Below are 14,939 nucleotides of genomic sequence, written 5' to 3' on the forward strand. Positions count from 1 at the left end.
TCAGGCCGCCCCGAAATAGGCGGCATGGATTTTTTCGCGTGTCAGATCCGATGGCGCACCCGACAGCGTGATGCGGCCTTCCATCATGCAGTAGACGCGGTCGGCGACCTTCAGCGCCTTGCCGATGTCCTGCTCGACCACGACGATCGAAGCGCCGGCTGCGCGGATGCGCGGGAAGGCGGCGTAGATATCCTTGATGACGACCGGCGCCAGGCCAAGGCTGATCTCGTCACACAGCAGCACGCGCGGGTTGGACATCAGCGCCCGGCCGATCGCCACCATCTGCTGCTGGCCGCCGGACAGAGCGGTGCCGGGATTGGCGCGCCGCTCCCTGAGGATCGGGAACAGCTCGTAGACGGTGTCCAGGTTCCAATGTCCTTCGACCGCGCGGCCGTAGCGGCCAATGAGAAGGTTCTCCTCGACGCTAAGCGAGGGAAACAGTTTTCGGCCCTCCGGCACCATGGCGATGCCGCGCGCAACGATGTCGGGCGCGGGCAGGGCGCCGATTTTCTCACCGTCGAACAGCACCGCGTCCGGTTGGTTCGCCAGTATGCCTGAAATCGAGCGCATCAGCGTCGTCTTGCCGGCGCCGTTGGCGCCGATGATCGCAATCGTCTCGCCCGGATCCAGCGCGATGTCGACGCCGAACAGCGCCTGGAAATCGCCATAGCGCGCAATGAGGTTTCTGGTCTCGAGCAGCGCCATCAGACTTCGATCCCGAGGTAGATTTCGCGGACCTCGCGCGACGCCATGACGGTGTCGGGCACGCCCATGCCGATGATCTTGCCGAAATTGAGCACCAGCAGCCGCTCGACCACCGAATTCAGCGCATGCAGCACATGCTCGATCCAGATGATCGACATGCCGCCCTTGTGGATGCCTCTGATCGTGTCGACCAGCATGCCGCATTCGCCCTCGGTTAGCCCACCGGCGATCTCGTCCAGCAGCAGCAGCCTTGGTTCAGTCGCGAGGGCACGGGCGAGTTCCAGCCGCTTGCGCTGCAGCAGGCTCAGGCCGCCGGCCGGATGGTTGGCGCGGTCGATCAGCCCGGTCTCGACCAGGATCTCGGCGCAGCGGTCGCTCACCTCGGCTTCGGACTTGCGCGCCCCGAAGGCGCCAGCCACCAGCAGGTTCTCGAACACGGTCAGCTTCTCGAAAGGCTGCGGGATCTGGAAGGAGCGGCCGACGCCGGCAAAGCACCGTTGCATCGGCGGCAGTCTTGTCACGTCGCGGCCATCGAAGGTGATGGTACCGGCGTCGGCCGCTATGTTGCCGGTGATCAGGTTGAACAGCGTCGACTTGCCGGCGCCGTTCGGGCCGATGATGCCCAACGCCTCGCCCTCGCCAAGCTCGAACGAAACCGCGTCGGCGACCGTCAGGGCACCGAAGCGTTTCGAGACATTGGCGAGCGCGAGGATGGGCATGGCTAGCCTCTCTTCTCCCCGTTCACGGGGAGAAGGTGCAGGCAGGCAGATGAGGGGCGGAGCCAGCCTTGTCGAACTTGGCGCTGCCCCTCATCCGACCCTTCGGGCCACCTTCTCCCCGTAAACGGGGAGAAGGGAAGTTGTGCGTGACGGCTCATCCGATCGCTTCCATCTTGCCGCCGGTCGGGATGTTCGGAGCGGTCTTGTTGTCGGTGATGACGAGGTCATAGCCGCCGCCGTCCTTCAGCCGCCACTGGCCGCCGACCAGCGGCGTCTTGGCGATGTTCTTGGCGGCGAAGGGCGGCAGCTTGGCGCCATCCCAGGCAATCGGTCCGACCAGCGTGTCGAGCTTGGTTGCGGCGATCGCCGCTGCCACCTTGTCGCCGTCGCCGGCTTCGCCCGCCCGCTTCATGACATCGACGGCGATCTCGAACAGCGCATGGACAAAGCCGATCGGCTGCGTCCATTGGCGTCCGGTGGCCTTGGTGAAGCCCGCCGCTACCTGTGCCGAGCTTTCGCCGGTCAGTGACGATTTGAACGGATGGTTCGGCGTCCACCAGACCTCCGACGACAAATTGTGGCCGGACTTGCCGAGCGCCTCGACCGATTGCGGGAACAGCAGCGCCTTGCCGATCGAGGCGACCTTGGGCGTGAAACCCTGCTGCTTGGCCTGGTTCCAGAAGGTGGTGAAATCGGGCGGGATCATCACGCCGGTGATGATTTCGCAGGACGCGCCCTTGAAGGCGTTGATCTGCGCCGAGAAATCATCGGTCAGGTTCTGGTAGCGGCCGGTGTCGGTCAGCCCGTAGCCGCCCTTGGCCAATACCGGCGGGAAGCCGACCGTGCCGTCGCCCCAGGCATTGCCGTCGCCGTCATTGGGGAACAGGCCGCCAACCTTCTTGTTGGTCTCGACCTGTGCCCACATGTTGGTGAAGACGGCAATGACGTCTTCTAGCCCCCAGAAGAAATGGTAGGCATAGTTGAACGGCTTCCACGAGGAGGGGTCGCCGGGATTGCCTTGCTGGCCGATGAACCAGGGCTGCCAGGGTGCTACGGTCGACAGGCACGGCACCTCTTCCGCCTCGCAGGTGGTTGCGACCGGGTTGGTGGTCTCCGGCGTCGAGGCGACAAGCATCAGATTGACCTTGTCGGTGACGATCAGCTCCTTGGCGACTTCCGCTGCCCGGTTTGGGTTGGACTGGCTGTCCTTGACGACGACCTCGTAGTTGAGGCCGGCGGCCTTGGTGGCGGCGAGAAACCCGTCGATGATGAATTTGTCGGCCTCGGCGAAGGCGGCCAGCGGGCCGGATTGCGGGCTGACATAGCCGAGCTTGATCGGCGCATTCTGGGCGATTGCCGGCATGGCCAGCCCCGACGTGCCGGCAAGCAAGCCGGTGGCTGCCGTATTCCGGATGAACTCGCGTCTGGTAATCATTGTTGTTCCTCCCTGTGTTGCCGTCAGTTCTGTGGTCGTCTTCCCTCCCACGCGTCCTGCAACAGGGCGCGGATTGCGGCGCGGTCGAAAGACCGCGGATTCCAGTATGGATTCTTCGTCGCGGTCTCGGCTGCGCGGTCGAGATCCGCCCGCTTGAGGCCGAGTTCCCTGAGTGTCAGCGGCGCGCCGACGGACGCGGCGAAACCATGCAGACCGCCGCCGGGGCTGCCGCCAAAGATGTCGGCGACGGGCCTGAGCAGTTCGGGCACGGCGACGGCGTTGAAGCCGATCGTGTGCGGGAGCATCACCGCATGGGTCTCGGCATGCGGCAGGTCGAAGGAGCCGCCCAGCGTGTGGCAGATCTTGTGGTGCAGCGCCATGCCGACGGCGCCGAGCACGGTGCCGCACAGCCAGGCGCCGTAGAGCGCGTCGCCGCGTGCCTCGAGATTCCTCGGCTCCTTCACCAGCACCGGAAGTGCGGCTTTGAGGGCGCGCAGCCCCTCGGTCGCCATCAGCGTCGAGACCGGATTGCGGTCCTGCGCGTAAAGCGCCTCGGCCGCATGCGCCATGGCGTTGAGGCCTGAGGTGACGCTCATCGCTATGGGCAGGCCGATGGTCAGTTCGGGGTCGTAGATCACCACTTCCGGCAGGATTTTTGCATCGCGCACGGTGGTCTTCACGCCGTTCTCGGTCTGGCCGAGGATCGGTGTCACTTCCGAGCCGGCATAGGTGGTCGGGATGACGATCTGCGGCAGGTCGGTCCGATACGCGATCGCCTTGCCGAGACCAGTGGTGGACCCGCCGCCGAGCGAGACGACGCAGTCGGCGCTGACTTCTTTTGCCGTGTTCATGGCGGCTTCGGTCACATCGACCGGCGTGTGCATGGCGGCGCCCGAAAAGGTGCCGGCCGCCAGCGGCCCAAGCCGCGTCGCCAGCGCTTCACCATCGGCTGTCTGATGCGGCGTCGACAGCACCAGCGCACGCTTGCAGCCGAGTTTCTCGACCCATGAGCCGACCTCCGACGAGGCGCCATTGCCGAAGACGATGTGTGCCGGGCTGCCGGAATAGGTGAACTGCCTCGTCATGCCGCCCGGCTCCCTTTGCGCGCCATTGCCATGACGAAACTGAAATCGAGCGACCAGCTGTTGCCGGCACGCTTGAAATCGCCGACCAGTTCGGGCTTGACGCCGAACAATGCGTCCTCGCCGAGACGCGGATCGCCGCGCTCGAACACTTGCGTCGTCAGGGTCTCGAAATTGTCAGCGCGGATGAGGAAATGCAGATGCGCCGGGCGGCTGAGCGGATAGTTTAGCCGGCCAAGCATCTGCCCGACCGGGCCGTCATCCGGTACGCCGTATCCAGCGGGCTTGACGGTGCGGTAGTTGAAGCAGCCGTTCTTGTCCGTGATGAAGACACCGCGCAAATTGAATTCGGGCTGCAGATCGGGCTGCTGGTTCTCGTAGAACCCTTGTGAATTCGCCTGCCAGGTTTCGACGGTCGCACCCGCTACAGGCATACCGTCGAGATCGGTCACCCGCCCCGACACGGTCAGCGGCGCGCCAACGCCATCGAGAGAAATGTCGGCGCCGAGCGGCAGCCGTGGTGCGTCGGTACGATAGAACGGGCCGCGCCCGGTGTTGGGGGTGGCGCCGTTCGGGCGACGGGAATTGATGTCCTCGACCAGCGCGGTGACGCCGAGCAGATCGGACAGCAAAACCCATTCCTGCCGCTTGTCGTCGCTTGCATGGCCGATTTCGGTGAGGAAAGCGATGGCTTGCCGCCAATCCGCCGCTGTCGGACGTGTCTCCCGGACGATCTGGTGGAGATGGTCGACAACAGTCGCCAGGAAGCGTGGCAACGGTCCGGCCTTGGCCTTCAACAGGCGCTGGGCGACCATCTCGGCGGAGTTGGCCTCGTTGAACGACGGTATGCCTGGATGTGACATGCTCCTCCCCGGTTCCATCTCACCAAGGGACAGTACCGGAGGCCGGATACAAAGATGATGATTTCTGGCCGATTTAATATACCATATCGGTATGAAACTCGATGAACGGCATTTGATCCAGCTGGCGGCGGTCGTGCAGGCAGGCGGTGTCACCGAGGGCGCCGCGCTTGTCGGCCTGTCACAGCCGGCGGTTTCGCGCACATTGTCGATGCTGGAGAAGCGGCTGGGCGAGCCGCTGTTTCTGAAGGGCCGCCGGCCTTTGCAGCCGACACCGCTCGGCCGGGCGCTCGCCGATCATGGCCAGGTGATGCTGGCGGCATCACGCAAGGCCTCCGACATCGTCGCCAATTTCAGCCAGGGCCGCTCCGGCGTGGTGCGGGTCGGCGGCACGCCGTTCTTCATGGACGCGCTGATCTCCGGCATGATCGCCGATTTCCAGAACGCCTATCCGGATGTGCGCGTCGACCAGAGCTATGGCTATCTGCCGGACCTGCGCGCGGCCATCAATGCCGATCGCATCGACCTCGCCGTCTGTCCGATCGATATCCTGGAAGAGGGGTCAGGGATGGAGTTCCGCGAAATCCTGCCTGGCCGCAATGTCGTCGCTTGCCGGTCGACACATCCGTTGTTGCTGCGGCGCAAGCTGAAAACCAGCGACCTGCTCGATTATCCCTGGATCGCGCCGCCACCTGGCAGCCCGCTGCTGGAGGATTTGCGCAGCCTACTTCTGTCGCTCGGCGCCACGGAGATAAAAATTCGTTATTCCGGGGGCTCGCTGACCAGCGCCATCAACTACATGAAGGAAACCGACGCGCTGACCGTGCTGCCACATAGTGTGGTCTTTGCCTTTCGCAGGGACAAGGCGATCACCGCGCTGCCGCTGGCGATCCCGCATCCCGAGCGGGCATTGGGTCTGCTCAGGCTCGCCGACACGCCGCGGGCGCCGGCTGTCGATGCCTTCGCCAAGCACATCCGCCAGGGTTTCGACAACCTCAAACACCTGATCAAGCGGCACGAGCAAGCGGTGGTCTGGGGCGCTTAGCCTAGGCAGCCGTCTCTACCTTTAGCCAATCGGCGAAGGTCGTCATCGCCTGTGAGTTCTGGCGCCTGCGCCGCGCGGACAGCCAGTAGCGGCCGACTTCGACCGTGCTGCTGAAGGGCTGGACCAGCTGGCCGGAGCCAAGCTCGCGGCTGAACATCGACACCGGCAGCAGCGCCACGCCCGCACCCTGCACGGCGGCGTTGGCCATGGTGACCGAAGAATCGAAGACGATGCCCTTGATCGGCGGGCAATGGCGCCCGGCCGCCTCGAACCAGCGCAGCCATTCGTCTTCCCGGTAGGAGCAGAGTAGCGTTTCGCGCCCGAGATCCAAGGGGTCGCGCAGACGCGCGGCGATGTCGGGCGCGCAGGCGGGCGAGAAGGCGCCGGACAGCAGTGGCGTGTTGTCTGTCCCCGGCCAGGAGCCGTCGCCGAAGCGGATGGCGAAGTCGAGACCGTCGGCAGCCAGATTGACCCGGTTGTTGTTGGTCGAGACGCGCAATTCGATGTCCGGATAGGCCCGGTGGAACATCGGAAGCCGCGGGATCAGCCAGCCCGAGGCGAAGGTGCCGACGACACCGACGGTGACGATGTCGTGGAAGCGGCCGCCCTCGAAACGATCGAGCGTCACGCCGATCCTGTTGAAGGCGTCGCTCAGAACCGGCAGCAACGCCTCGCCTTCTTCGCTTAAAGTCAGCCCGTGCGGCAGCCTGCGGAACAGCCGGACGCCAAGCACCTCTTCAAGGCCCTTGACCTGATGGCTAACGGCGGCCTGGGTGACGCGCAGTTCAAGACCGGCGCCGGTGAAGCTGAGATGCCGGGCGGCGGCCTCGAAAGCGCGCAAGCCATTCAGCGGGAGGTGCGATCGCTTCATGGGTCCAGCCCTAGTTTTTCTTATGACGGAGGCGACGTTTACTCGTTTGCGGCGGCATAGGATTGGGTCCAGTCCTGCGGCGCGGGGCAAGAGAGAGTGTGGACATGACAAGCAGACGCAGTTTCATTGGTGGTCTCGCGGTGGTTTTGACGGCCCCCAGCACGTTGAGCGCGATGGCGAAGGCGGCAACAAGCCTGACAAAATTTGATGGGCTGACGCCGAAAATAAGGCGGCTTGAGGCGAAAAGCGGCGGCCGGCTTGGCGTGGCCTGCCGGATCGCCGGAACGACTGCGCAATTCGGCTATCGCGAGAATGAGCTGTTTCCGATGTGCAGCACCTTCAAGACACTTGCCGCGGCACTCATCCTGCACCGCGTCGAAGGCGGCATCGAACAGCTCGACCGCAGCATCAAGGTTCCGCATAACGCCGTTGTTGCGAGTTCGCCAACGACCAAGAACCACGCCGGCGGCGAGATGACGGTGGCGCAGCTTTGCGAGGCTGCGGTAACCGTCAGCGACAATGGGGCCGCCAATCTGCTGCTGGACTCCTTTGGCGGACCGGCGCAACTGACCGCCTATCTGCGCTCGATCGGCGACAAGGTGACCAGGCTCGACCGCATCGAGCCGGAGCTGAACGAATCCGTGCCGAGCGACCCGCGCGATACGACCTCGCCGTTGGCCATGATCGACGACTATGAGCGCCTCGCTCTCGGCGACAGCCTCTCGCAAAAGAGCCGGGCACAGCTTGTCGAATGGCTGGTGGCCAACAAGACCGGCGACGACCGTATCCGGACAGGACTGCCGAAAGGCTGGAAATGCGGCGACAAGACCGGCACGGGTGACCGTGGCAGCACCAATGACGCGGCCGTCATCTGGCCGGCGTCGGGCAATCCGATTCTGATGTCGGTCTATCTGACGGGCACAAAACAGAGCCTCGCCAGGCGCAATGCGGTGATAGCCTCGGTCTCACGGGCTTTGGTCGAAGCGATCGAAGCGTAGGTCGTATCGGCGTGGAGTTTGTCGCGTCATCGTCGAGGACGCGACGGCTCCCGGGGCGCCCGATCAGCCGCTCGGGACGCTCTCCAGACGGCGCTCCGGTTCGCGAGAATTGGCGATAAAGCTGCGCCAGCCGCCATGGACCGAGATGTCCGTTGCCGCCAACAGGCCGGCTGTCTCGGCCAGGAAGCCTTTTGCCGAAGTGCCGTCGTCGAGTTCGATCGTGCCAATGCCAAGCGGAGCCGGGATGGCGGCGACGAAGCGTCCGAAGGCGTCCGGGTCGAGCCGCCAGACCTCGACATCGATCTGCGTGCCGTTGCCGGCGACGCGCACGAGGCCAGGCTTGGGCACGGTTTGCCCGGCAAGTGCATAGAGCCGATAGGCAGCCGTTGTCTTCGCGCTCCTCGAGAACCGGGCTCCAAGCTCCCGCAATTGGCCATTGAGCGGCATGCCCGAAAGATGCGCGCCGACAACCACCAGATCGATCATCGCGTCCGGCGTGCATTCGGCGAGCGGCGGGCTACCCGACTGCGCCCAGCCGGTCGCGCCAAGCGACAGGCCACACGCGGCATGGATGTCACGGGCCAGTGCGGCCGTAAGCCAATCCTTGCCCGCCATGGCCAGCAACGTCACGCTCATTGGCAACCCGTCGTCACGCTTGCCAGTCGGAACGGCGATCCCGCACATGTCGAGCAGATTGACGAAATTGGTGTAGGTGCCAAGCCGGCTGTTGGTGGTGATCGGGTCGGCGAGCACGGCGTCCAGCGCATAATGCGTCGGCGCGGTCGGCACGCAGAACAGGTCGACCGAAGCGATGACCGGCGCGAGCTTTGCCTTGTAGGCCTGCAGCGCATAAAGCCCCTTGAAGGCGTCGGCCGCGGACAGATTGCGCGCGCCACCGATGATCTTGCGCGTCACCGGATGCATGGCCGCCTCGTTGGCGTCCATGAAGTCGCGGATCGCCGCGTAGCGTTCAGCCACCCAGGCGCCCTCGTAGAGGAGGTTGGCGGTGGCGTAGAAATCGCCGAACGGGATTTCGACCAGCCGGCAGCCGAGCTTTTCCAGCATCACAAGAGCAGCCTCGAAGCCCGCCTGCATCGAAGCGTCGCCGAAGAATTTGAGGGCTGCCTTTGCCGGCACGCCGACGCTCAGCACTGGCGGACGTGCGGCAAGCGCCGGCACCTTGACCGCGCGAGAATAGGCGTCGGCCGTGTCCTTGGCCGCCGCGACGCCGAACACCGCATAGGCGTCGTCGACGGTCAGCGCGAACACCGAGATGCAGTCGAGCGTGCGGCAGGCCGGCACGACGCCGGCGGCCGACAGCGCGCCGACGGTCGGCTTCAGCCCGACGATGTTGTTGAGGCCGGCGGGTATGCGGCCGGAGCCGGCCGTGTCGGTGCCGAGCGCGAAGGAAACGATGCCGCGCGCCGTCGCCACGGCGGATCCCGACGAGGAGCCGCCCGGCACCAGGTTGGCGTCGACAGCGTTCCTTGGGATCGGGTACGGCGTGCGCACGCCGACAAGGCCGGTAGCGAACTGGTCGAGATTGGTCTTGCCCACCACCAGCGCGCCGGCCGACTTCAGCCGGGCCACCACGGTGGCGTCCGCATCGGGCGTATAGGCATATTCGGCACAGGCGGCGGTGGTCGGCATGCCGGCAACGTCGATGTTGTCCTTGACCGCGAACGGCACGCCCCATAGCGGCTTGCCCACCGGATCGAACGGTCCGAGCGTTTGCGCCTGCGCCAGCATGTCCGCTCTGCCGGGCAGATGAATGAAGATGCCGGGATCCGCCGCCGCCGCGATGCGCTCATGCACGGCATCGATCATGGCGGCGACCGTGACACCGCTGGCATAGGCCGCGTGCAGACTGCCGATATCGAAGCGGATCTCGCTCATGTGGCCTCTCCCAGAATGATCACCGGCAGGTCCCACTGGATCAGCACGACGCAGCCGTCCTTCGTCCACACCGAATGCTCGGTGCCCACCGGGTTCAGGATAACGCTGCCGGTGGGATAACAGCCATTCTCGTCGCTCTGCGTGCCCTCGAGCACGACGATGGTTTCCAGCCCGACATGGCGATGACGTGGCACGCCGGCGCCCGGCCGGTAGTCGAGGATCGCCACCGACGGCTCGACCGGTCCGCCCTTGAGCAGCCAGTGCACGGTGATGCCCTCGCGAAAAGGCTCGAACGCCAGGTCGCGCCAACCGCCATCGACGAGGCCGGCAAAACTCAGATTAGCCATGGGCAAGTCCCTGCAGCACCTGGTCGGTCGTCGCCGTCCAGCCGACGATGGCGCCCTGGGCGCGGATCATGGCGATGGCCGCTGCCTTGAACTCAGGGAAATAGCTTTCCGTCGCGTCTTCAGCGAGCAGACATTCATAGCCGCGATCATTGGCCTCGCGCATCGTCGTTTGCACGCAGACTTCGGTGGTGACTCCGGCGAAAACCAGTTGCTGCGCGCCGAGCCGCTTGAGCTCATCACCAAAGCTCGTTGCATAGAAGGCTCCCTTGCCGGGTTTCTCGATGACGATTTCGCCAGGCAGCGGCTTGAGCTCGTCGAGGATTGCCGTACCCGGCTCGCCGACGATCAGCACGCGGCCCATCGGCCCGACATCGCCGATGCGGATCGATGGATTGCCGCGATTGCGCTTGGCCGGCGGCAGGTCGGAAAGGTCGGCCTTGTGGCACTCCATCGTATGGATGACCGGCAGGCCGGCGGCACGGAAGCCCTCGATCAATTTCTTCACCGTCGGCACGATGGCGGTGATCCGGCTGACGTCATTGCCGAGGCTGGCGCCGAAACCGCCGGGCTCGGCAAAGTCGCGCTGCATGTCGATGACGACCAGCGCCATGGACTGCGGTTTGAACGAGAAGGCAAATGGCTGCGCATCGATTTCAGCCATCAGTGATGTCCCGCCATATGCTCGCCGATGGTCTGCACGCTCGCCTGCGCGATCGGCGTCTCATAGACCAGCGCGCCGTCCGACATGACCAAGATGCGGTCCGACAGTTCCAGCAGTTCGTCGAGGTCTTCCGACATCAAAAGCACGGCTGCCCCGGCATTGCGCGCCTTCATGATGCGGGCGCGGATTTCGGCCACCGCCGAGAAGTCGAGGCCGAAGCAGGGATTGGAGACGATCAGCAGGTCGACCTCGCCGGTCAGTTCGCGAGCCAGCACCGCGCGCTGCACATTGCCGCCCGACAGCGAGGCGATGGGCGAGGACAGCGAGGCGGTCTTGACCTTGAACTGCTCGACCAGTCTGGCGCTGAAGGCGCGGATAGCACCGGTGCTGATCCAGCTGACCGGTTTGCCGTTGCCGTCGATGTCGAAGGTACGGAAAGAGATGTTCTCGGCCACCGTCATTTTCGGCGCGCAGGCATTCTTCAGCGGCTCCTCGGGAATGAGCCGTACGTGGAGCGCGCGCGCCTCGGCGCGCGTCGCGGCGTAGGCCGAACCACGCACCAGCACCTCGCCGGCGTCGCGCGGACGCTGGCCGGCCAGCACTTCCAGAAACTCCTTCTGGCCGTTGCCGGAAATGCCGGCGATGCCGACGATCTCGCCCGAACGCACGCCGAGATCCTCGATGCGGATCGACTTCAGCCCGGTGCGGTCGGGCGCCTTCAGCGATTTGACCTTGAGCACGATCTCGGCGTCCGGTTTCGGCGCCGCACGGCTGTCGAGGGCGGCGATCGGCTGGTCGCCGATCATCATTGCCGCCATCGCCTTGTGGTCGAGATCGGCGACGCGGCCGGTTCCCGTGAGTTTGCCCTTGCGCAAAACGCTGACATCGTCGGCGAAGGCCGTGACCTCATGGAACTTGTGCGAGATCATCAGCACGGTCAGGTCGCCGGCCTTGGTCATGTCGCGCACCAGCCCCAGCACCTCCTGCGCCTCGCCGGGCGTGAGGACCGAGGTCGGTTCATCCAGCACCAGGAAGGAGCGGCCGAGATAGAGTTGCTTGATGATTTCGAGCTTCTGCTTCTCACCGGCGGCGAGTTCCGCCACCTTGACATCGAGCGGCAGCTTGAACGGCATGCGCTCCATGAACACGCAGAGATCGCCACGCTCCTTGTGCCAGTCGATGATGCCGGGAACCTTCTCGCGCGAGATGACGAGGTTCTCGGCACCCGTCAGCGAGGGCACCAGCGTAAAATGCTGATAGACCATGCCGAGTCCGAGCGCCGAGGCGTCGCGCGGACTGGCGATCTTGACCTCGCGGCCATCGACCAGCATGTCGCCTGATGTCGGGTGATAAAAACCCATCATGCATTTGACCAGCGTCGACTTGCCGGCGCCATTCTCGCCGAGCAGCGCATGGAACGAGCCCGCTGGCACCTTCACCGAGACTGCGTCCAGCGCCGTGAAGCCGCCGAAGCGCATGGTCATGCCGATGGTCTCGGCGCCGACGGCTTTTCTGACGCTGTCGCTCATCGCGGCCTCCTCATGGCAACTGAGCCACGAGCGCCGTCGAATTCGACACCGTGCCGAAAACGCCGCCTTGCATCTTGATCATCTTGATCGCCGCCATATGGTTGCCGTAATCGGTCGCGCCGCAGCAGTCCTCCAGCATCATGCACTCATAACCGCGATCGTTGGCCTCGCGCATGGTGGTGTGCACGCAGACATCCGTGGTGATGCCGGTCAGCACGATGTTCTGGATGCCGCGCTGGTTGAGGATCAGTTCCAGGTCGGTGGCGCAGAACGAGCCCTTGCCAGGCTTGTCGATGATCGGCTCGCCCTCGATCGGGTAGAGGTCGGGAATGATGTCCCAGCCGGGCTCGCCACGCACCAGGATGCGCCCGCACGGACCGGGATCGCCGATGCCGGCATTGATGCGGCGCGAGCGCCAGCGCTTGTTGGCCGGCAGGTCGGCGAGATCGGGCCGATGCCCCTCGCGCGTGTGGATGATGGTGTAGCCCTTGGCCCGCATCACTGAGAGCACCGCCTTGATCGGTTCGATCGGCGCGCGCACCAGCGACAGATCGTAACCCATATGGTCGACATAGCCGCCCGGCCCGCAGAAATCGGTCTGCATGTCGATGATGATCAGCGCCGTGTTGTCGGGTCTGAGGTCACCATTGTAGGGCCACGGATAGGGCTCGGCGTCGATCGTGTGCTGGGTGAATTCGGCTCTGGCGTTCACGGGCAAAACTCCAGTCATTTGGTGATCGACAATTCGCCCGGCGCGCCGGCAAGCGAGCGCGTCGGCGACGAGGTGGCGATCATGATGATGAGGGTGAGGATGTAGGGCGCGGCGTAGAACAGATAGTAGCCTTGCGTGACGCCAACCGATTGCAGCGCCGGCCCGAGCGCGCCCGCTCCGCCGAACAGCAGCGCAGCGGCAAAGCATCCGAGCGGATTCCAGCGCGCGAAGATGACCAGCGCCACCGCCATCAGGCCCTGTCCCGACGAGATGCGTTCGGTCCAACTGCCGGGATAGTAGAGCGACAGATAGGCGCCGCCGATGCCGGCCAGCGCACCGCCGACGCCGGTGGCGAGCAGCCGCACCGTATCGGGGTTGAGGCCCATGGCGCGCGCCGCGTCCGAACTGTCACCAACGACGCGCACGATCAGCCCGGCACGCGTGTTGCGGAAGGCCCACCACAGGATGACCGACAGCACCGCGCCGATCAGGAACAGCACGTTGACGTCGAGCGCCGCCTGCACCTGCGGGATATCGGACCAGCCGCCGAACGGAATGGCCGGCAGGTTGGGCGCCTTTGGCTTGATGAACGGCTTGCCGAAGAAGAAGGCGAGGCCCGAGCCGAACAGCATCAGCGCGATGCCGATGGCGATGTCGTTGACCCCACGGAATTTGCAGATCCAGCCATGGAACAGGCCGAAGCACAGGCCGGCGAAGGCCGCGGCGAGCAGGCCGAGCCAGGGCGAGTTGGTCATTACCGCCACTCCATAGGCGGTCATGGCGCCGAAGACGAGCGTGCCTTCCAGCCCCAGATTGATGCGGCCGGACCGCTCGGTGATCGCTTCGCCCAGCGAGACGAAGATGAAGGGCGTCGACACGCGGATGGCGCCGCCCAGAATGGCCAGCGGCACGCCCCAGAGGCCGATCTCTGTCGCATCCATCAGGCAGTCCTCCGCACGAGATCGGGCCGCTTCCAGAGATCGGGATTGAAGGCCTTGAAGCGGCCGTAAAATGTTTCGCTGAACAGGATGACGATGAAAATCATGCCTTGCAGCACCAGCACGGTGGCGTCGGGCAGGTCCATGCGGCGCTGGATCAGCCCGCCGGAGGCGTCGATGCCGCCAAGCAGGATGGCGACCGGGATGATGGCCAGCGGGTTGTGGCGGGCCAGGAAGGCGACGAGGATGCCGGTGTAGCCATAGCCGGCGGCGAGCGAGGCATTGGCGCTGCCTTGCACGGCAGCGACCTCCAGCATGCCGGCCAGTCCGGCAAAGCCGCCGGCCAGCGCGGTGAAGCCGACGATGAGTGGGCCGACAGCCAGCCCCTGCACCTGCGCCGCCCGCACATTGCCGCCGGCGATGCGCGCGGCGAAACCCCAGCGGGTCTTTTCGATGAGTACCCAGGAGAGGATGCAAGCGACGACGCCGACGACCAGCCCCCAATGCACGTCCATGCCCGGAATGTTGCCGATGCGGTAGATGTCCGCCAGCGGCTGCGTCGACGGCTTGTTAAGCGAGGCCGGGTCACGCAGCGGCCCTTCCACCAGCTGGTTCATCAGCGCGATGGCGATGTAGGCCATCAGCAGGCTGGAAATGGTTTCGTTGACGGCCCGGTAGTGGCGCAGCGCGCCGACGGCACCGATCCAGATGCCGCCGGCGGCCATGCCCGCCACGCCCATGGCAAGAATGACGATTGGGGAAGGCGCGCCGCTCAGCGCCACGCCGATGGCCGCGGCGCCGACGCCGCCGAGCACGATGGCGCCCTCGCCGCCGATGACGACGAGCCCAAGTCGCGCCGGCAGCGCCACGCACAGCGCCGCCAGTAGCAGCGGTGCGGCCCGCGACAGCGAGTTCTGCACCGAGAACCATGAGCCGAAGCCACCCCGCCACATGGTTTCGTAAAGCAGGATAGGCGACTTGCCGACAGCCAAGATAAACAGGCTGAACAGCGCCATGCCGACGACAAGTGCTGCGAGCGGAATGACGAAGGCCTCCGCCCGCCGCGCGATCCATTCCAGCGCCGCCGGATAGAACCTTGCGCCGAATAGTGCCGGCATGCCGGCTCCTGTCACCGTATCCG

Annotated in this window: 15 protein-coding genes; 2 read left to right on the plus strand and 13 right to left on the minus strand. The window is 65.2% G+C overall.

Features of this window, described 5'->3' with window-relative positions; translation table 11 throughout:
* The 5 genes from EB235_RS06185 to EB235_RS06205 form a co-directional block, all read right to left on the minus strand.
* Positions 1-705, minus strand: a complete 705-nt coding sequence (locus EB235_RS06185; RefSeq protein WP_027031834.1) for an ABC transporter ATP-binding protein — start codon at positions 703-705, stop codon at positions 1-3.
* The gene (locus EB235_RS06190; protein ID WP_027031833.1) at positions 705-1,424 is read right to left on the minus strand and encodes an ABC transporter ATP-binding protein; all 720 of its coding nucleotides are present in this window, start codon (positions 1,422-1,424) and stop codon (positions 705-707) included. Before EB235_RS06190 ends, EB235_RS06185 begins: the two co-directional genes overlap by 1 nt.
* 154 nt (positions 1,425-1,578) lie before the next feature.
* Complete coding sequence (locus EB235_RS06195) at positions 1,579-2,859, minus strand: ABC transporter substrate-binding protein (protein ID WP_027031832.1); 1,281 nt, start codon at positions 2,857-2,859, stop codon at positions 1,579-1,581.
* A gap of 23 nt (positions 2,860-2,882) precedes the next feature.
* Positions 2,883-3,944: a maleylacetate reductase gene (locus tag EB235_RS06200; RefSeq protein WP_027031831.1), complete on the minus strand. Its 1,062-nt coding sequence runs from the start codon at positions 3,942-3,944 to the stop codon at positions 2,883-2,885.
* Positions 3,941-4,804: a dioxygenase gene (locus EB235_RS06205; RefSeq protein WP_032925653.1), complete on the minus strand. Its 864-nt coding sequence runs from the start codon at positions 4,802-4,804 to the stop codon at positions 3,941-3,943. The genes EB235_RS06200 and EB235_RS06205 overlap by 4 nt, the downstream gene beginning before the upstream one ends.
* Before the next feature lie 91 nt (positions 4,805-4,895).
* Here EB235_RS06205 and EB235_RS06210 point away from each other — a divergent pair, with 91 nt between their 5' ends.
* Positions 4,896-5,846 carry a LysR family transcriptional regulator gene (locus EB235_RS06210; protein WP_027031829.1) on the plus strand — a complete coding sequence of 317 codons (951 nt, stop codon included), beginning with the start codon at positions 4,896-4,898 and terminating at the stop codon, positions 5,844-5,846.
* Position 5,847: 1 nt separating this feature from the next.
* Here the strand turns inward: EB235_RS06210 and EB235_RS06215 are convergent, their stop codons facing one another.
* Complete coding sequence (locus tag EB235_RS06215; RefSeq protein ID WP_027031828.1) at positions 5,848-6,717, minus strand: LysR family transcriptional regulator; 870 nt, start codon at positions 6,715-6,717, stop codon at positions 5,848-5,850.
* Between the two features lie 104 nt (positions 6,718-6,821).
* Here EB235_RS06215 and bla point away from each other — a divergent pair, with 104 nt between their 5' ends.
* Entirely contained in the window at positions 6,822-7,715 is an 894-nt protein-coding gene (gene bla, locus EB235_RS06220; protein WP_027031827.1) for a class A beta-lactamase, read from the plus strand.
* 63 nt (positions 7,716-7,778) lie between these two features.
* On the opposite strand, the gene atzF is transcribed toward bla, so the two are convergent.
* The 7 genes from atzF to EB235_RS06255 are packed head-to-tail and all read right to left on the minus strand — an operon-like array spanning position 7,779 to position 14,916.
* The gene (atzF, locus tag EB235_RS06225) at positions 7,779-9,611 is read right to left on the minus strand and encodes an allophanate hydrolase (RefSeq protein ID WP_027031826.1); all 1,833 of its coding nucleotides are present in this window, start codon (positions 9,609-9,611) and stop codon (positions 7,779-7,781) included.
* Positions 9,608-9,958, minus strand: a complete 351-nt coding sequence (locus EB235_RS06230; RefSeq protein ID WP_027031825.1) for a cupin domain-containing protein — start codon at positions 9,956-9,958, stop codon at positions 9,608-9,610. Before EB235_RS06230 ends, atzF begins: the two co-directional genes overlap by 4 nt.
* Complete coding sequence (locus tag EB235_RS06235) at positions 9,951-10,619, minus strand: cysteine hydrolase family protein (protein ID WP_027031824.1); 669 nt, start codon at positions 10,617-10,619, stop codon at positions 9,951-9,953. Before EB235_RS06235 ends, EB235_RS06230 begins: the two co-directional genes overlap by 8 nt.
* Positions 10,619-12,148 carry an ABC transporter ATP-binding protein gene (locus EB235_RS06240; protein WP_027031823.1) on the minus strand — a complete coding sequence of 510 codons (1,530 nt, stop codon included), beginning with the start codon at positions 12,146-12,148 and terminating at the stop codon, positions 10,619-10,621. The genes EB235_RS06235 and EB235_RS06240 overlap by 1 nt, the downstream gene beginning before the upstream one ends.
* A gap of 10 nt (positions 12,149-12,158) precedes the next feature.
* Positions 12,159-12,860 (minus strand): biuret amidohydrolase, encoded by a 702-nt coding sequence (biuH, locus tag EB235_RS06245; protein WP_027031822.1) that lies wholly within the window; start codon positions 12,858-12,860, stop codon positions 12,159-12,161.
* A gap of 14 nt (positions 12,861-12,874) precedes the next feature.
* Positions 12,875-13,801 (minus strand): ABC transporter permease, encoded by a 927-nt coding sequence (locus EB235_RS06250; RefSeq protein ID WP_027031821.1) that lies wholly within the window; start codon positions 13,799-13,801, stop codon positions 12,875-12,877.
* A complete protein-coding gene (locus EB235_RS06255; protein WP_051429866.1) occupies positions 13,801-14,916 on the minus strand; it encodes an ABC transporter permease in 1,116 nt (371 codons plus the stop codon). The genes EB235_RS06250 and EB235_RS06255 overlap by 1 nt, the downstream gene beginning before the upstream one ends.
* Positions 14,917-14,939 lie beyond the last annotated feature (23 nt).

Origin of the sequence: Mesorhizobium loti R88b (assembly GCF_013170845.1) — a bacterium.
GTDB lineage: Bacteria > Pseudomonadota > Alphaproteobacteria > Rhizobiales > Rhizobiaceae > Mesorhizobium > Mesorhizobium loti_B.